The organism is Domibacillus sp. 8LH, from assembly GCF_038806185.1.
GTDB lineage: Bacteria > Bacillota > Bacilli > Bacillales > Domibacillaceae > Domibacillus > Domibacillus indicus_A.
Genome location: NZ_JAVJNG010000035.1, coordinates 13,563 through 32,090 on the forward strand (window position 1 = coordinate 13,563; position 18,528 = coordinate 32,090).

General features: G+C 39.7%; 16 protein-coding genes and 1 pseudogene. 4 read left to right on the plus strand and 13 right to left on the minus strand.

Translation table 11 applies throughout. The features are described 5' to 3' along the window. Positions 1-28: 28 nt before the first annotated feature. The 7 genes from RG959_RS21970 to RG959_RS22000 all read right to left on the minus strand — a co-directional run bounded on the left by RG959_RS21970 (position 29) and on the right by RG959_RS22000 (position 6,943). Complete coding sequence (locus RG959_RS21970; protein WP_342798955.1) at positions 29-1,549, minus strand: aldehyde dehydrogenase; 1,521 nt, start codon at positions 1,547-1,549, stop codon at positions 29-31. A 12-nt stretch (positions 1,550-1,561) separates the two neighbouring features. Then, positions 1,562-2,353: an alpha/beta fold hydrolase gene (locus RG959_RS21975; protein ID WP_342798956.1), complete on the minus strand. Its 792-nt coding sequence runs from the start codon at positions 2,351-2,353 to the stop codon at positions 1,562-1,564. Continuing rightward, a complete protein-coding gene (locus RG959_RS21980; RefSeq protein WP_483298916.1) occupies positions 2,353-2,931 on the minus strand; it encodes an amino acid synthesis family protein in 579 nt (192 codons plus the stop codon). The genes RG959_RS21975 and RG959_RS21980 overlap by 1 nt, the downstream gene beginning before the upstream one ends. After that, positions 2,931-4,082, minus strand: coding sequence for an LLM class flavin-dependent oxidoreductase (locus RG959_RS21985; protein WP_342798957.1), 1,152 nt, complete (start codon positions 4,080-4,082; stop codon positions 2,931-2,933). The genes RG959_RS21980 and RG959_RS21985 overlap by 1 nt, the downstream gene beginning before the upstream one ends. Next, a complete protein-coding gene (locus RG959_RS21990) occupies positions 4,079-4,765 on the minus strand; it encodes a GntR family transcriptional regulator (RefSeq protein WP_251273821.1) in 687 nt (228 codons plus the stop codon). The genes RG959_RS21985 and RG959_RS21990 overlap by 4 nt, the downstream gene beginning before the upstream one ends. A 272-nt stretch (positions 4,766-5,037) precedes the next feature. Next, positions 5,038-5,424 carry a 4-carboxymuconolactone decarboxylase gene (gene pcaC, locus RG959_RS21995; RefSeq protein ID WP_342798958.1) on the minus strand — a complete coding sequence of 129 codons (387 nt, stop codon included), beginning with the start codon at positions 5,422-5,424 and terminating at the stop codon, positions 5,038-5,040. Between the two features lie 109 nt (positions 5,425-5,533). After that, complete coding sequence (locus RG959_RS22000; protein ID WP_342798959.1) at positions 5,534-6,943, minus strand: purine-cytosine permease family protein; 1,410 nt, start codon at positions 6,941-6,943, stop codon at positions 5,534-5,536. Positions 6,944-8,290: 1,347 nt separating this feature from the next. Here RG959_RS22000 and RG959_RS22005 point away from each other — a divergent pair. Then, entirely contained in the window at positions 8,291-9,109 is an 819-nt protein-coding gene (locus RG959_RS22005; RefSeq protein ID WP_342798960.1) for a helix-turn-helix domain-containing protein, read from the plus strand. Positions 9,110-9,258: 149 nt separating this feature from the next. Here RG959_RS22005 and RG959_RS22010 read toward each other — a convergent pair whose 3' ends face one another. The 4 genes from RG959_RS22010 to zwf form a co-directional block, all read right to left on the minus strand. Continuing rightward, complete coding sequence (locus RG959_RS22010) at positions 9,259-10,176, minus strand: IclR family transcriptional regulator (protein WP_342798961.1); 918 nt, start codon at positions 10,174-10,176, stop codon at positions 9,259-9,261. 802 nt (positions 10,177-10,978) lie between these two features. Beyond that, complete coding sequence (locus RG959_RS22015) at positions 10,979-11,638, minus strand: IclR family transcriptional regulator (RefSeq protein ID WP_342798962.1); 660 nt, start codon at positions 11,636-11,638, stop codon at positions 10,979-10,981. A 264-nt stretch (positions 11,639-11,902) separates the two neighbouring features. Further along, entirely contained in the window at positions 11,903-12,802 is a 900-nt protein-coding gene (gene gnd / locus RG959_RS22020; RefSeq protein WP_342798963.1) for a phosphogluconate dehydrogenase (NAD(+)-dependent, decarboxylating), read from the minus strand. 33 nt (positions 12,803-12,835) lie between these two features. Then, positions 12,836-14,311, minus strand: coding sequence for a glucose-6-phosphate dehydrogenase (gene zwf, locus RG959_RS22025; RefSeq protein ID WP_342798970.1), 1,476 nt, complete (start codon positions 14,309-14,311; stop codon positions 12,836-12,838). Positions 14,312-14,638: 327 nt separating this feature from the next. Here zwf and RG959_RS22030 point away from each other — a divergent pair. The 3 genes and pseudogenes from RG959_RS22030 (at position 14,639) to hxlB (ending at position 16,351) form a co-directional block, all read left to right on the plus strand. Continuing rightward, a pseudogene (locus RG959_RS22030) lies at positions 14,639-15,012 on the plus strand (winged helix-turn-helix transcriptional regulator). A 137-nt stretch (positions 15,013-15,149) separates the two neighbouring features. Continuing rightward, entirely contained in the window at positions 15,150-15,791 is a 642-nt protein-coding gene (hxlA, locus tag RG959_RS22035) for a 3-hexulose-6-phosphate synthase (RefSeq protein ID WP_342798964.1), read from the plus strand. A 2-nt stretch (positions 15,792-15,793) separates the two neighbouring features. Next, a complete protein-coding gene (hxlB, locus tag RG959_RS22040) occupies positions 15,794-16,351 on the plus strand; it encodes a 6-phospho-3-hexuloisomerase (RefSeq protein WP_342798965.1) in 558 nt (185 codons plus the stop codon). A gap of 153 nt (positions 16,352-16,504) precedes the next feature. Here the strand turns inward: hxlB and RG959_RS22045 are convergent, their stop codons facing one another. After that, the gene (locus RG959_RS22045) at positions 16,505-16,798 is read right to left on the minus strand and encodes a MerR family transcriptional regulator (protein ID WP_342798966.1); all 294 of its coding nucleotides are present in this window, start codon (positions 16,796-16,798) and stop codon (positions 16,505-16,507) included. Between the two features lie 284 nt (positions 16,799-17,082). Beyond that, positions 17,083-17,877: an SDR family NAD(P)-dependent oxidoreductase gene (locus RG959_RS22050; RefSeq protein ID WP_342798967.1), complete on the minus strand. Its 795-nt coding sequence runs from the start codon at positions 17,875-17,877 to the stop codon at positions 17,083-17,085. Positions 17,878-18,528: the final 651 nt, after the last annotated feature.

An 18,528-nucleotide genomic window follows, 5' to 3' on the forward strand; every position in this document is an offset into this window, starting at 1 on the left:
TAATAACTCGTTGTATTTTCTTATCTAATTACCGCATAATGAAAGGATCGGGCATTGACTCTTGAGATAAATTTATCCAAACTGTCTTGCTTTGGGTATATTCATAAATCGCTTCACAGCCGCCTTCTCGTCCGTACCCGCTTAGACCTGATCCACCTATTGGCGCCATTGGTGAAATGCTGCGGTATGTATTCACCCAGACGATACCGGCCCGAACCTCTTTCGCAACACGATGGGCTTTCGCTACGTTGCTTGTCCAAATGCCGGCTGCAAGCGCGTATTCTGTATCGTTTGCAAGGGCAATGGCTTCTGCTTCATCCCTGAAAGGAATGACACTGAGAACAGGTCCAAATATTTCTTCTTGTGTCAGGCGGGAAGTTTGGTCCGCATATTCAAAAATAGTGGGTTCAAAATACCAGCCATTCTGTAAATGCTCTGGTCTTTTGCCGCCATACAGTATTTTTCCGCCTTCTGCCAAACCAAGCGAAACAAATTCTTCTACACGCTTTAGCTGAGCTGGAGTGGCAAGAGGGCCCATTTCGCTGTCATCATGAAGCGGGTCACCAATTCTAATGCGGGAAATCCGGTCAATCAACTTTTCTATTACTTGATCATAAATGTCTGCGTGTAAAAGTGCTCTTGATCCCGCTACACAGCTTTGTCCAGAAGCGCCAAAAATGCCTGCAATGATACCCATGACCGCATTATCTAAATCAGCATCCTCAAAAATAATATTTGGCGACTTACCGCCAAGCTCCAAGGAAAGCTGCGCAAAATTTTCCGCTGTATTCCGTACCACATGGCGGGCCGATTCAGCACCTCCGGTAAACGCTACTTTTCGAACAAGCGGATGAGCAGTTAACGTATTTCCTGCAGGCATCCCAAATCCAGTCACAACGTTTACGACTCCAGGCGGGAAACCTGCTTTTTCAACAAGCTTAACAAGTTCTAGTAATGAAGCAGATGTCATTTCAGAAGGTTTAATAACAATCGTATTTCCCGCAGTAAGTGCAGGAGCCAGCTTTAAGGTTGTTAAATATAGAGGCGAGTTCCATGGTGTGATGGCCGCAACGACTCCAAGCGGCTCTCTTGATGTGAAGGTAAACATATCTTGTTTATCAATCGGCAGTGTATGGCCGTGAATCTTATCGGCAAGTCCGGCGTAATAGTAGAAAAACTCTGGTAAATAACGGAGCTGGCCGCGCATTTCCCTGATTAATTTACCGTTATCAATAGATTCATAGCGTGCCAATTCTTCGATATTTTCGGCAATTAGCTCCCCTAGCCTGTAAACAAGGCGTCCTCTTTCAGTGAACGTCATGCTTGCCCAGTCCGAATGCAAAAAAGCATGGTGAGCTGCCTGTACAGCTTTGTCAACGTCTTCAGCTGTTCCTTTTGCGACTTCACACCATGCTTCACCCGTTGCAGGGTTATAGCTTGGAAAATATTCATGACCCGCTGGCTCCACCCATTCTCCGTTTATATATAAATTGTATTTTTTCAAGTCAGTAGAACGATCGAGGCTCATTCCCTTTACTGTCTGTTCCATGAGACTCCTCCTTTATTTTGCTGCTGCTTGCGAATGAATAAACGAAGAAAGCGCTTCATTCACAAGAGCCGCGCCTTCTACCGGAAGCATATGCTTCATGCCCGGTACAATAGTAAGCTTGGATTGTGATAGTTTTTCATGCATTTGCTCTGACATCTGTGGGTTTGAACCAACATCTTCTTCTCCCGTTATGATAAAAACAGGGACATTTATTTCATGAAAATTTGTCCATAGTTCCTCGTCAGCGGTTGCGAAAAGTGTATATGCTGCCAAGTATGACTCGGGGTTATTATGTTGAAGCCTCTGTCTTATTTGGTGAACTATGCGTTGGTTTTGCTCTTGAAACGCTTTGCTAAACCAGCGTTGGATAGCTGGCTCAATCGTAGCTGAAGGCCCTTTGGCTTTTAGTTCTTGAACTCTACTTAATATTGCTGCCCGTTGCTCGTTCGTTCGGTTTGCCACTGCACTCATAATCGTTAATGTTTTGACTTTTTCAGGATATGTTAAGGCAAAGGCTTGGGCCGTCATACCGCCCATTGAAAACCCAACAATGTGGCTTTGCTTAATGTTTAAATGCCCCATTAAATCAGCCAACTGTTTCGCAAACTGGGAAATAGAATAAGGGGCTGGAGGATGCTCTGATCCTCCATGCCCTACCATATCGTACACAATGACACGAAACTGGCTGGATAAAGCTTTAACCTGCTTTTCCCACATAGAATGGTCTAAACCTACTCCATGAATAAGAATAAGCGGCTCGCCTTGTCCTTCTTCCTTATAATAAGTAGCCCCTGCTATAGGCATCAGACAAGCCCCATCTCAATCATATCCTGATGGCGGTTTCCTGTTCTCGGATGAGGGCGCCCGCCTGTGGAAGCACCGATGGCTACTACAATTTCATCAGCTCTTGGCGCATCAGGAATCGCTGCCTCAAATGTAATAAAGTGAGACCGTTCTGATTCATCAGTTTTATGCACCATTGGGATCGTTACAGCTGTTCCCGGTCCCCCGCGTTTATTGGTGAAAGTTAAAATACTTGTTCCTTGCACGGCATCTCTAAATTTATTTCCAAACTTTAACGTGTGGATAAAAGCCGAGGCATGCTCCATTTCTCCATCGGCACCTACGACAGCCGCTTTTCCAAATGCCTCTACATCCGTTGCAGAATCAATATGCTTAAATAGTTCCGACACTAAAATTTCACCGATTTCAGGAGCGTATGCATTAATTTCCGGCATCAAATCTTCCACATACCCTCTTCCTGCCCAAGGATTTTTCATCACCAGCATTGTGGTAATCATTTTAATTGGAGTATCAAGTTTTTTTCCGCCATCGATCCGAGTTTCTTCAACCGCTGTGTACACTTTTCTCACTTCTAGCATTATAGGTATACCTCCTGATTTGTATTTGTAAAGTTCGGCATTACTTGATCTGTAAATAATTTCAAGCTTTTCATTACTTTTTCATGAGGCAGGTGACTGTGGTTCACCCATAACAAAAGATTTTGCAGGTTTAATTCTTCCTGCAGCTCTTTGATTTTCTCTGTTACATACTCTGGTGTTCCAAATAATAAGTTACGCGGATGAAGAAAATCATAGTTTAACTCCTGGCCTTCTTTCACAGCTTCACCCGGATCCATTAAGTTGCCCAGTCCACGCCAATGGCAAATCCAACGATACGTATTGAGTACAGCCTCCGCCGCATCTTCTCTTGCCTGCTCCATTGTTTCCGCCACATATACATCCCGCACAAGCGCAATACCCTCCCCAAGCGGTACATCATATCCACGTGCTGCAGATGCTTTTTCCCGGTACAATTCAAAACGGCCTTTTAATTCTTTCACGGTAGGCATCCAGAAAATTCCCTTAATGTTGTTTTCAGCTGCCAGCTCAATGGACCGCGGTGAATCAATTGTTTGCCAAAGTTGTGGAAATGGTTTTTGATACGGCTGAGGCACTAAGGAAATTTTGCTGATCTCGCCTTTTTCCATATCCATATATTCTTCAGAAGGAGGGCTCATTGGATGATTCCACTTTAATCCTTTTGGCGGGAATTGATAAATATCTCCTTCGTGTGAGAAGAATCGATTAGACCAGGCTTTTTTCATAATTTCAACTGTTTCTTCAAACAAAGCTCGATTTTGCGCTTGATTGGTTGGATCAGAAAGTGTGTTTAAATTAGCCGCTTCCCTTCCATATAATCCACGCGCCAGCCCAACTTCTACCCGCCCTTTGCTTAACTGGTCAAGCATGGCAATGTCTTCTGCTAAACGAAGCGGATGCCAAAATGTTGCGACATTTGCGGCTTGTCCAATTCGAATGTTTTTTGTCCGGGCTGCAATATCTGCCCCCATTAAAATAGGGTTGGTAATTAGTTCATTTCCTTCATGTCCAAAATGATGTTCTGTGTACCAGATAGAGTCGTAACCGTTTTCATCACAGTATACCGCTTGCTCGCGTGCTTCATCTAGCACTGTTGCATAGTCTTCAATACGACCAGGTCCTGCCAAGTTAGCAAAAATTCCAAATTTCATATATTTTCCTCCTTTAGATTGATCTCTCGTAATTTTTGACTGATTCCTTTTTGAAGCTGCATGGCGCTTGCTCTTACATGCTCTCGCATAGCTTTTTCTGCAGCTTCACGGTTTCCGCTTAGAATGGTTTCAAGGATAAATTGATGCTCCTTAAGTGACTTTTCTAAGCGGTTCGGCACCTCAATACTCAAGTAAACATAGCGGTTATATGGAATTTGATTGATCAACATATTGAGCATAAAGCTTAATTTTGAATTGTTTGCTCCATTAATCACTGCTTCATGAAAAGCATTGTTGGCTTCAACAAATTGCTTATGATCAGAAAACTGAACTGCTTTTTCCATTGATTGAACTGCTTTTTGAAGATCATCAATTTCCTTCACATGTCTGTTTTCAGCCAAAAGACCGGCTGCGAGTCCTTCAAGCACTTCTTTTACTGTAAATAGCTCTGCAATCTCTTTCTCTGTAGGTTTTGTCACGCAAGTGCCAACCCGTGGAATAATTTCTACAAGACCTTCTCTTTCCAATTGCTTAAATGCTTCTCTAACAGGGGTCCGGCTTACTTTATAGTGTTCTGATAGTTCAAATTCTGATAATTTTCTGCCTGGCTCAAATTCTCCGGTCACAATTGCTTCACGGATAGCATTTGTTACTTGTGTGGTTATACTTGTTGTTAAAATCATTGTAGGTGTGTCCGCCTCCCTATTTGGTACATGACGCAATGGCGAATAAATATAAAAGTTCTTCAAATCATATACTTATTTTTGATTACCATGTACCATGCAAGATGTTTGTTGGCTTAATTCTACTTATATTAGTAATCCTTGTCAATAAACTTTATAGAAAATTCAGAAAATATTTTATGTTTTTTCAAAAATTAAAAACTTCTGTTTAGATAACATTCATTTTTATCTTTATACAATCAAGAAATCAGAATACCTTCTTCTACCGCATATTAAACTTCACTTTGCTCCATTTCCTTTAATACTTCCTGTGCTATCCTGAAGCTGTCAATAGCTGCTGGTACACCACAGTAAATGGCACATTGCAAAAAGACCTCTTGAATTTCTTCAATAGTTAAACCATTAGTAATTGCTCCACGTATATGCAGTTTAAGTTCATGCGGACGATTTAGTGCTGTTATCATTGCAAGATTGATCATACTGCGATTCTTCCTTGACAGCCCCGGTCTTGTCCAGATCTCACCCCAACAGTACTCGGTTACTAACTCCTGTAAAGGCCGGTTGAAGTCTGTAGCATTATTGATAGAATGATCAACATAGTCAGCGCCTAGAATGGCCCTGCGAACCTCGAGTCCCTCATCAAATTTTTTCGAGTGCATTCTTAAAGCTCCTTATAATATATTTTGTATGATTTCAATGTAATATAAATATTTTGTTTGTACTGAGATATGTTTATTTTTAGCAGCAGCCCACATGAACTGCAGCTAACTAGGATTTACTATTTAAATTATCCAAATTCTCTACAATAGCTGTTTCTTGATTTTCACCAGTATACTTAGAGTTATTTAACTTCCGTTTCATTGGGAAATAGTACAAAACTGCAGGGACAACCAATCCAACTAACCAAGCAATATCCGCCCCTTCTAAAGCTCTGGCTATAGGTCCTACGTAGAAAGAAGTGTTTATAAAAGGAATTTCTGCAATGACTGATACAAGAAATGCTATCGTTGTGATCCAATTGATTTTTCCGTATTGGCCATTTATGTCAAAAATATCTTTTACATTGTATTGACCATGGCGCAGCAGATAATAATCAACAAGATTAATAGAAGTCCATGGAATTAAGAAATAACTAATAAAAAAGATGAAATTTAAAAAAAACGCAAGAAAATTACTTTGCCCTAACAAGCATAGTATAGTGCCCATTACTGTCACACCAAAAATCATTCCCACGCGCACCCTTGGTGTAACCTTCAATTTAACGAAAGGTTCTATTGTTGTAATTGTTGACATAAATGCACCATACAAATTAAATACATTAATGGAAAGCTGTCCAAAGATGATGAGGAGATACATCACAATGGCAAAGCTTCCAAACAACTGTCCCAAATTGCTCCCTGAATGATCAAGAAAGTTTGGAATCGCAACAGTTAACGTTGAACCCAAAACCATCATCCAAATAGTTCCGACTACTGTACCCGCATAACTGTACCAAAATGTTTGAGCCGTCGAGGTGGTAACCGGAAGATAGCGGGAATAATCTGCAACATATGGGGCATAGGCTAATTGCCACGTAGCCACAATACTAACCGCTAATAAAAATACAGGCCAATCTACGCTCCCAGCTGACCAAATGCCCGATGGAAGTGGCAGCTGGAAAATAATAACCGTCGCCACAAGATAAATGACAAGTGATGACCAAGAAAGTATTTTTTGCATTTTGTGAATTAAATCATGTCCAAAAATAGTTACTACAAAACAAAGAATATTTAAAATTAAAATGCTCCATGTTTGATCAATAGATACTAAACTGCTTAAGGTTTGAGCCGCAAGCAAACCGCTGCTAGCAAAAAAACCTAAGTAAACAAACATTACAAGAAACAATGGGAAAATAGCGCCAATAACTCCAAACTGTGCTCTGCTCTGAATCATTTGTGGTATTCCCAGCTTAGGTCCTTGAGCAGAATGGGAAGCCATAAAAATGGCGCCTAATAAGGTACCAACAATAATGGCTGCAAAGCTCCAAAATAAGTTAAGCCCTAAACTGATCGGCAATGCCCCTGTTACAAGGGTTGTAATATGCATGTTTGCTCCAAACCAAATTGGGAATAAATCTTTAGCTTTTCCATGCCTTTCTTCCGCTGGGATATACTCAATAGTACGCGTTTCAACTTTCACTGAATTTCCCCCTTTAAGTGAATTTGTAATTAGAAGTATTTCGGTGGACAGGTGTATAAGGCTGTATGAAATAGTTTGCTAAGTTTTTATAAACTTTTTTACTCACCAATTATTTCAAACTAAACGCTCCCTATTAATCCGCAATTTTACAGTAAATACAAACAAAATATTACGAAATATCAGAAAACTCTTAACCTATTTATTTTTCATGATCCGTAATTGTCACATTGTATGACTTACTTAATGCAAGAGGAACACTGCCGTATCTTAAAAGGGATGCTGTTCCTGTTTAGCTACCTGCCTTTTCAGCATAATAACCTGCACCTTAATGAAACAACTACTACAACACTGTGCTGGATTAGACATATTCTAGTGAAAGATGATTTTTAACACTTACGGAATGAATCAAATTATCCTTGTCTCAGTTTAAGCCTTAGATCCTTAAGGTGTATTATAGCTTTTCATACTTATTAATGAACATGTTTTATGGAATAACATATTCAACCATAACTGCCCTCCAAATCCCTTTTTGATAATTTTCCTCAATGTCCTTTTTATTTCATTAAGTGAAATAGAAATTGAGACACCATTTTCAGCCAAGCTAATCATTGTTAAACTTCCTGTTTCAATACTTTTCATTAATCTCTCATTAAAAATTCGTTGCCCTCACCTTATTGTCCCGTATATAAACACTCTGTGTTATTAAAAGAACCTATTTCGATCATCACCTCACATCTCGTCTGTTGCATGTACTATGTACCATGCAAGATTTAATGCAATTTTATCTGTAAGCGCATACATATGTCAATAATTTCTTAAAAAATAAATCGTAAAGTTTTTAATTTCAAGCAGTAAGAGTTCAGATTCAGCAACTTTTTCATTGTAAAATTCATACATACCTCTTGCTACTTAAGTAATACGTCAGAACAACTTCTTATCCCCACTTTTACCATGTACCATGTAAGATTATTGAAAATTGATGACCCTATTTCTTTTTATTGATTTTAATCGCCAAATCATTTATATATTGTTCTCAATACGTAAAACGGTTCACCCTGGAAATTAAACGTCAACTATCAGATTTTACTCTAAAGATATGCTTATTTTATAATCCTCCCTTCTTTTATATCGCTAAAGGACTTATCTTTAAAGCATCAAATCTGTTTCTTTTCGCTTTGCCTACCCATAGAGTAGTCAGATTTTTAATATTTTTATTGTAAAAAACGAAACAAAGTTTAAATTTTCAGAAAACTCGTTACATTATCTTACAAACAAATTGTTTTTACCTCATAATCCTCCTCATAATGTTACTATTCCTGACAAATTAAGAATAAAGGGGTAAACGTTATGAAAGAAACCATCTACTTTCCTTTTCAGCCTGAAATTCAAATGACAACAACCCATTATCGAGAATTGATGCCAGCTGATTACTCTAAAAGTAAAGACATTGCGCTTTTTTATCAATTTGAAACGAAGAAAGGACAAAAAACGTCTCTTTCACTCATCCCGGATGGATGCTTTGATATCATTTTTTGCTGTGATGCCAAGACTCCTTCGGCTTTTCTTTGGACCAGCCCGGTCTCTAGGCTGAAACAACCGGAATTTGTAGATGGCTGTGACTATTTTGGGGTTCGTTTTTTTCCAGAACAAAGTCTGCTGAAGCTGCGCTACCCAATGAAAGAGCTTTTAAATCAGCTCATTCCGCTAGCGGATGTTTTACTCTTTGATCCATGTCTTATTGAACAAATCAGCTTAGCAGCATCATTTGGCGAACGCATCACGCTGTTTAAACAATTCATACATAAAAGTGCAGAGATGTCGGGCAACGGGCTTGATCTCATCGATTATTCAATCAAAAAAATCTACCTGTCCGGGGGAATGTTGAATATCAAGCAATTATCTACCGAAATCGGGTATTCGGAACAGTATATCCGCCGGAAATTTGAAGAATATATCGGCTTTTCACCAAAACAGTTTTGCAAAGTCGTGCAGTTTCAAAATTCTTTGAGCTGCATTTTAAAAATGGGTCATGTAGACGTGCATGACGTTATACATGAAAATGGTTACTATGACCAGCCGCATTTTATAAAAGATTTCAAAAAACTAATGAACGTGACCCCAAAGCAGTATAAAAAAACACTCGCGATGTACTCTAACCTTGCTTAACAGAAGGCACAATTATCATTTTTTAATGGATAGGATCCTTTTCAGTTTCACGATTTATCTAAATCAAAAAGCCTCTCATCTGCATAAGAAACAAATGAGGGGCCCTTAATTCGTTTTCGAAATGATGAAACAGTTTGTGCTGTATGAGCTTAAAAAACTTGCCGGATATTTTGGATCCAGCCTAATTCTGATGAAATTTCTTCTGCTGCTTTTTTTATACTTTTTATATTCGTTCCTTTTGAATCCTCAGCAAAAGCTTCTTCCCAAACCATCATACTTACAGAAGCTACAACTTCGTTTTCCCAATTAAAAATAGGAGCTGATATACAGGCCGTTTCTGGATGAATTTCATTAAATGACACAGCCCAGCCAGCTTTTTGAATGATCGTTAATTCATCCTCCAGTTCTTTTAATTTGTTACTTTCTTCCATTCCAGAGAGAATTTCAAACATTTTCAGCTGCCTCTGCCTTTTCATAAAAGCTAACATCACTTTGTTAAAAGCACCCTCAAACAGAAAAAATCGAGTTCCTATCAGTTCTTTCGATTTGGGTGTGCCTGGACTTATATATTCAATCAACACCCCTTCATCTCCCTCTGGGACAGTAAGAAAAACCGGATTATATCTTTTTCTCACTAACTCTTGCATTACAGTGACAGATTGTTTTCGAACAGACAAATTGTTTTTTCCGGCCAGGCCTAATTGTAAAATCAGCAGCCCCAGCCGGAATTTTTTCGTTTCTGGGCTTCTGTATACAAAACCATGCTCTTCCAAAGAGGAAAGAAGCCGATGCACGGTTTGAACGGGAATGCCTAGATCCCTGCTTAATTCTGTTGTACTCCATTCTTCTCTTTCTTTCGTTGGCTTCATAGCATGCAGTAGTAGCGCCGTTTTTCTTATTACTTCAGACACGTTATTCTCTCCTTCCAAGAAACTTATGTGATGCCGGCTTGGCAGTAAACTCCTTTCCCATATAATCATTTTTTGGGTGGATATAATTCTCTTTATGATAGTACCTCTTATTAAAATGTAATTGGAAAAAGCGAACCTTTCTTTAAACAAATCCAAAAAAGTTGATTATCCTTGAAAGGCCGTTAATAATCGACAACAAACAAAGATATTTTGGAATTTTATGTTAAAATGTGTTATGGATTGTTGATTGTATATCTACTAATTAGGGGAGTGGTGTCTGTTTTGGAGACTAAACAAAAATACCGGGGGAATTGGAAAAGATTTATTATCTTTACCTTTATCATTGGTTTAATTTTAGGACTTTTTTCGGTGATATCTGATAATGTGCCATACTCTGGGGATGGTTCAACAGTTTCAGTTTTTGAATTTATCTCTTGTTTTATTTAGCTGTAATGATAAACTCCTTAACAATGTGGTTTATAGTTGCAATGATAGTTGGTTATTTATTTGGAACAAGTATTAAGGAAGCTGTATTACTTGGTTCTATACATACAGTCATCGCAATTACGTTTTATTTTGTGAGTTGTTGGCGGTGGTTTTGGTGGGGGTATAGGATTTTTATTTTAAAAAATCGCCATATATCTTACTAATTTTACTTTTTGGTTTAATTCTACAGCTATTTATACACGGCGCGAGCAGCTGGAATAACATTATAGGAGTTGCGCAAAATATTACCTTCTGTCTGATGATAATTGGTATTGCTTGGTTTTAATAATTTATGAAAAGAAAAAACCGAGGAGCACATGAATTTGGAGAAAACTATAAACTTTTTAACTGTCAGAAGCGGTAGTTAAAAACAAAATTAAACAGGATGAAAAACACTTAGAAATATCCAAGCGTTTTTTATCCTGTTTAATTTTACGGTCAATTCCTATGCAATCTGTATTGTTTTTTTGAATTAAAAATTTAAGGACTCTCTTACTTTCCACCCTAGATTTCTCGAAACTTCTTCTGCAGCATTTTGAACGTACTGTATAGTTATATAAATTTCTTGTTCGTCAAACCCAAATGATGGACTTATTACACTTATAGACGCAGTAACATGATTATCACAGGAAAAAATAGGTGCAGCAATCTCTGCATTTCCTTCTTTTATTTCTTCAAAACATATAGAGACACCGCATTTTGCTATGATGTTTAAGGTTTTTTCAAATTGGTTTAAGTCACTGATTTCTCCTTTTTTATAAAGGTTCTGCATGATTTTTTGGCGCTTTTTTCTGCTTTCATGGGCTAAAATTACTTTGTTGGCAGCCCCGATGCTTAAAGCACTTCTTACGCCAATGTACTCATCAAGCACTATGAAGCCAGGCTGAACACAGTCAATAAAAACTCCTTCATTACCTTCAGGAACTGTTAAATATACCTTTTCCTTTGTCTGGCTCATTAGTTTTTCCATAACCGAAAGTGCACTGTTTCTAATCGATGAATTTTCTTTGATAGCCATTCCTAACTTTAACAGGGAGAGACCTAATCTGAATTTTTTTGTCTCCGGATTTTTCGCGACAAAGCCATACCCTTCTAAAGAGGAAAGCAGCCGGTGTACAGTTTGAACACTCATATTAAGCCTGCAGCCCATTTCGGTGGCGCTCCATTCTTCCTTCTCCGTATAATCAGCGGAACGAAGCGCATGAAGCAGCATAGCAGATTTTTGAATCACTTCTGACAAATGATTCCCTCCTCTTTAAAGCCCCCTAAGCTCATGTACTCTGGCAAATCATCCGATTGTAAATCTATTAAACATCCATTATTTCCAGTTACAAAATATTCTCTTTTGTTAGAAGAAACATTTTCTTACTCAATGTCTGTAAACCAGGATAGGATCTTACACTTTTACTTTTTCTACCGCATGGCCGCCGAATTCATTACGAAGAGCTGCCACTACCTTTCCTGTAAAAGTGTCATCGCTCAAAGATCGGTAGCGCATGAGTAAAGACATGGTAATTACAGGTGCAGCGGCTTGCAAATGAAGCGCTTCTTCCACCGTCCATTTTCCTTCACCCGAGGAATGCATAACGCCTTTTATTTCATCCAAATGGGCATCTTTTGAAAAGGCATTTTCGGTTAATTCCATCAGCCAGGAACGTATAACAGACCCATTGTTCCAGACACTCGCAACCTTTTCATAGTCATAATCAAACTCGCTTTTTTCAAGGATTTCAAATCCTTCTCCAATCGCTGCCATCATGCCATACTCAATACCGTTGTGAATCATTTTCAAATAGTGGCCGCTGCCTGCTTTTCCTGCGTATAAAAAGCCTTTCTCAACGGCTGTATCCCTGAAAATAGGCTCTATTATTTTCCACGCCTCCAGATCTCCTCCTGCCATATAACAGGCTCCATGACGAGCTCCTGCTATACCGCCGGAAGTCCCGACGTCCATAAAATGAATGCCCTCTGTTTTCAAATGATCGTAGCGGCGAATCGATTCTTTATAATGAGAATTGCCCGCTTCGATCACGATATCCCCTTTACTTAGCAGCGGTGTCAGTTCGCCAAGAACAGAATCGACTGCTGCATGCGGAACCATGAGCCAGAGGATCCTGGGCTGGGGCAGAAATGCTACAAGTTCCTGCAAGCTGGAAAATGGAGCAGCTCCGTACTTTCTCATTTCATCGGTGGCATCCGGGTTAAGATCAAATGCTGCGACTTCATAATCATGATCAATAAGATTTTGGCCAAGATTTATCCCCATTTTTCCTAAACCAATCAAACCTATTCTCATATTCATATCTCCTCTTCTTTACCGAATTCTTTATTACCAATTAGCCTTTTCCGGCTCCCACCAATGAAAACCGTCTGCTTTCAGTAGCTCTTTCGAAACATCTGGACCCATCGAACCGGCTGGATAAGTGTACAAAGGAACCCTATCTTCTTCAAATGCTTCCAATATAGGCTGAACCCACTTCCAGGAAAGTTCGACTTCCTGCCAATGGGCAAAAAATGTGGAGTTGCCCCCAATCGCATCAAATAGGAGCAGCTCATACGCTTCCGGCAGATTTTCATTGCCCGATGAAAGATCAATAGAAACAGGTTCAATCCGGTTTGTCAGCGGATTTTTCATATTTAAACGTAAGGAAACATTTTCACGCGGATTGATTTCAATAGTTAAAAGATTAGGCGGCATTGCTTTCTTTTGATCCGCGTCTGCTTTGGCAGGCTGATTTTTAAATTCAATCACAATTCTTGTTGATTTTTCTTTCATTCTTTTACCAGTTCGAATATAAAAAGGGACGCCTGCCCAAAAGTCATCATCAATCCACAAGCGGGCTGCAATAAAGGTATCGTTTTTTGATGAAGCATCGACGCCAGGCTCTTCGTTATAAGCCATCACCTTTTCACCAAGTATGTCTCCCGGTCTATACTGGCCTCGGATTACATTAGCTGCTACGTCTTCCTTCTGCAGCGGCCGCAGAGCATGCATAATTTCTTTTTTCTTTTCGACTACTTCTTTTGCACTTACTTTTTCCGTTACATGCATGGCTGTCATCATCACAAGCTGCAATAGATGGTTTTGAACCATGTCTCTTATGGCACCTGCCTGGTCATAATAGGCCGCTCTTTCTTCAACTCCGACCGTTTCGCTAGCTGTTATTTGAACATTTGAAATATATTGGTTGTTCCATATCGCTTTCAAGATTGGATTTGCAAATTCCAGTGATTCAAGACCTTGAACCATAGGCTTTCCAAGATAGTGATCAATTCGATAGATTTCTTCTTCTTTAAATGTCTGGCTTAATGTTTTGTTTAATGCTTGAGCAGAAACGGTATCATGGCCAAAAGGCTTTTCTACAATGAGGCGTTTCCAGCCCTGAACAGCATCCAGCCCGCTTTCTTTAATGTTTGAAGCAATATCATTATAGAATTCCGGCGCTACAGACAAATAAAACAGCCGATTTTCCGGCAGATTCAATTCTACTTCATACTTTTGAACGCTTTTAAGCAAGGCAGCATAATCCTCTTTTTTCGTTCCATCAAGTTGTTGATAGTGGCAGTAAAGAAGGAATTCGTTTAACTTAGCATGATCTTGTACGCTTCTTCTCGAGAACGTTTTAACCGCTTTTTCTATATGAGCTTGAAAATCCTGATCAGACCATTCTCTTCTTCCTAAGCCAATAATCGAAAAAGTATTTGGCAGCTTATGATCTAAAAACAAATTATACAACGCGGGGAAAATTTTTCTTTTGGCTAAATCCCCTGTGGCCCCAAACAAGACAAACGTCATTGGGCTCAACTTTGTTTCCTGAATGGTTTCAAGAGCGGTTTTTTCGACTTGGAGACTAGCAGGCATTGTCATGGTTTTCATTCAATCCCCTCCTTGCATTTGATTCAATTGGTTTATTCTTTCTACCCCCTTAGTATAGTGGCTCCATATCCCCGTTATAAGTACGCACTTTAAATTCATATAGTGTCTTAAAATATACTGCAGGGGTTCCAACAAGTATCTTGAAGAAGGATTTGTGGTTAATGATCATTTATTTTGTAATTTTTTTGCCACGGCCCGCTCCTGAGTTATATATTGAAAAACATCGTTAGCCATTTACTTTAAGGAGGGTTTAAAATGGGACATACTTGCACAAAAGATTTTAACGGTGAAAAAGAACTCACATTGCATGTGATTGCTGAAAATGGAAGACGCTTATTTTATGGCATTCGGGCAAAGAAGGCACAAAACGATTTAACGAGCTGAAGGGATTAATGCCCGGTATCACCCAGCGTATGCTGGTGAATCAATTAAGGAAGTTAGAGTCCGACTATATTGTTTATCGCGAGGTCTATCCTGTAGTGCCGCCTAAGGTGGAATATTCTTTAACCGATAAAGGGGAAAGTTTAATGCCGAGTTTTGAATCCATGTACAGCTGGGGCAGGGATTACAAAACATTTATTGAGAAAAAGCTGGAAGGTCCAAATAAGCCAGCAGCTTCTTTGGACTAAGCGCGCAAAATGCATTTCCGGAGGGAGACAGTATACATTTTGTGACTATCTGAATTTAAAGTGCGTACTTCCCTTATAAAAATTTTGTCTTTAGACTGAGCTTATACAAAATTTTAAATAAGGGAGAGAAACACATTATGAAATTACAATTGGCATTGGATCTTGTAAACATTCCACAGGCGATCGAACTAATCAAAGAAGTGCAGGAACACGTAGATGTTGTAGAGATTGGAACACCAGTTGTCATCAATGAAGGTCTGCGCGCAGTAAAAGAAGTTAAAGATGCCTTCCCTAATTTGACGGTGCTGGCCGACTTAAAAATTATGGACGCGGCAGGCTATGAAGTATCCCAGGCAGCAGCTTCAGGTGCCGATATCGTAACCATTTTGGGTGCTGCAGAAGATGCATCCATTAAAGGAGCGGTAGAAGAAGCCAAAAAACAGGGCAAGCAGATTTTGGTTGATATGATTGCGGTAAAAGATAAACAAGCACGGGCGCGTGAACTGGATGAAATGGGTGTTGACTATATTTGTGTTCACACGGGCTATGACCTGCAGGCGGTTGGCCAAAATTCATTTGAAGACCTGCGTACGATTAAAAGTGTTGTAAAAAATGCCAAAACAGCCATTGCCGGCGGGATTAAAATGGATACTCTGTCCGAAGTGATTGCTGCGCAGCCGGATTTGATTATCGTCGGCGGCGGGATTACAAGCCAGGAGGATAAAAAATCTGCAGCTGCCCAGATGCAAAACATGATTAAAGAAGCGGTTACTGTGTAATTATGCAGACAACTCAGTATACTGCAGAAATCTTAAATGAACTTCAGCGCACGGCTGCGTTAATGAATGGTGATCAAACGGAACAGCTGGTCAATGGCATTCTGGAAGCCAAGAAAGTGCTTGTCGCCGGTGCTGGACGTTCTGGATTTATGGCGAAATCGTTTGCCATGCGTATGATGCATATGGGACTCGATCCGTATGTAGTAGGGGAAACGGTCACACCGAACTTAGAGGACGGCGATATCTTTATTGTCGGCTCGGGCTCTGGTGAGACAAAAAGTCTTGTGGCGATGGCAGAAAAAGCAAAGTCTATTGGTGCATTTGTAGCGGCCATTACTATCGCTCCAAATTCCACAATTGGCAACCTTGCGGATATTGTGGTAGAAATTCCGGCACAGACTAAATCAGGCGAAGACACCGGCAATAAATCGATTCAGCCGATGGGTTCCCTTTTTGAACAAAGCCTTTTGCTGACGTACGATTCTGTTATCCTGCGGCTTATGGAGCGAAAAGGAATGAATTCAGAAACTATGTATGGCAGACATGCCAATCTTGAATAGAAATCAAAAATACCCGGCCTTCAAGGTCGGGTATTTCTATCGAAAAAGCTTCAGCGAGTAAAAGAAGCCGCCCATCGTTTGATTCAGATTGCTGAAGCAGTTTGCAGAGCATGTTTACTTTTTAAGAATGCCCTTGTTTAGAAAGCGATTTCATTATTGCAGTCCATCTACAAGGTCGTATGCAGCTTCTCCCTTTCTTTCAGCTTGTTCCATCTCTTTTCTGATTTCCTTTGTTAAATAGCCTTCTTTAATTTTACTGGAGATTTCGATTAATTTCTCGATATCTGAAAACGAGTATTTTCGGGTATTCGCTTTTGATTTTTGAGGTGTGATTAATTTTTGCTCTTCATAATAACGGATCTTTCTATAGGATAGGGCTGTTAATTCACTTACTACACCGATACTGATCGCTTTTATCTCTTTGTATGGTTCATTTTTAAACGACATAAGCCTCTTCCCCCTTCACCCTAAGATTGTTGTCTTTGTTCAGTGAATAAAGCAATTCCTTCATTCGATGACCAGAAAAACGCTTTTTGGAACCTTGCCATTGATAACCTTATATTCACACAACTAACAGGTTCGTTAAATATTATTTTCTCATTTCACGAGATAAAATGGGATTTTGTGTTAAAATTTCTAACAAACAAATTTAATGAAACTTAAATACGATTCAATAAAAAAGAGACCGTCTGACTAACACATCAAACGGTCTGTATACAAATTCCGATTTCTTATTTCATCACACTCCCGCCCGACAGCAGAATTGATTCACCCGTTAAATTGGGGGCTGCATCTGTCAGCAAAAAACCGATCGTATTTGCGACTTCAATTGGTGTCGTAATTCTTCGGGATGGAAGGCCTTTTAACACTTCTTCATATTTCTGTTCAAAGGTTTGTCCTTTTTCTTCTGCCCTTCTTTTAATGGCGCTGCGGCCCATTTTGGTATCCACATAGCCAGGACACACGGCATTCACCGTTATACGGTGTGGTGCCGCTTCAACTGCAAGAGACTGTGTAAACCCGCGAAGTGCAAATTTGCTGGCCGCATAAGCACTGTTTCCATGAGTGCCGCGAATACCGGACAAGGAAGATACATTGACGATTCGCCCAAATCCTTTTTCTTTCATTTTCGGGTAAACGAGCTTTGTCAGCATCATTGCTGATGTTACATTGACATGTAGCATGTTGGCGACAAATTCTTCCCCTAGTTCCTCGAGTACCTCTCCTCCCGCTACACCTGCACAATTGACCAAGCCTGAGACGAAACCAACTTCTTTCTCACATGATCTGATTAAATGTTCCCTCTCTTCCTGATTGGAGATATCTGCTTTAACGAAGTGCACTGCCGTACCGTCGGACTTCAACTCATTTGCAAGCTGCTCAAGCTTTTCTTCATTTCTTCCTGTAAGTGAGATTTTAGCGCCCATTGAAGCTGCTATTTTAGCTGTTTGGGAACCAATGTCACCAGATGTACCGGTTATTAATACATGCATGCCATCCAATGCTGTCTCTGAAAAAATAGCCATGATCTTGTCTCCTTTTCCACTATTAGTCTAAAGAAACTGTTCCCTCATTTGAGAAAAATATGCCCGATACAGCTATCTCAGAAAACGATTGATCCAGTTGACTGAACTGGTCGGTGTTAGATGCATACAACAAACATATATGGTTTTATCTCAATATGTATTGACTAGCTATCTTACTCTAAAGAATAAACGAATAAAAAGAAACAACCTTAGTCAGCTAAGAGAAGTTTCTTTCTTTGTCTTTCACTTTACCGTATTGCATCTAATCCTTTACAAAAACGAATCACAATACAACCGCCACATTGAGAAATCCTGTCTACATATCTAATTCCATTTAAGCGTTCCTCATTCAGCCGCTCTATTTCCTCAAGTGTAAGCAAGACTCTCGGGTCATTATTTCGGCCACGATGGCCTCCACACTGGCAACAACAATTTGAACACATCTTTCCATTTCTCCTTTTTCATAAAATAGTCCTTACTATTAAATTATTCAAAATGAAGGCAGATGGAAACGGCCAAAAACATAGTTTACAAGACAATAAAAAAGAGAACAGCTTTCGCTGTTCTCTCTGCTTTTGCCTGGCGGCGTCCTGCTCTCACAGGGGGAAACCCCCAACTACCATCGGCGCTGAAGAGCTTAACGGCCGTGTT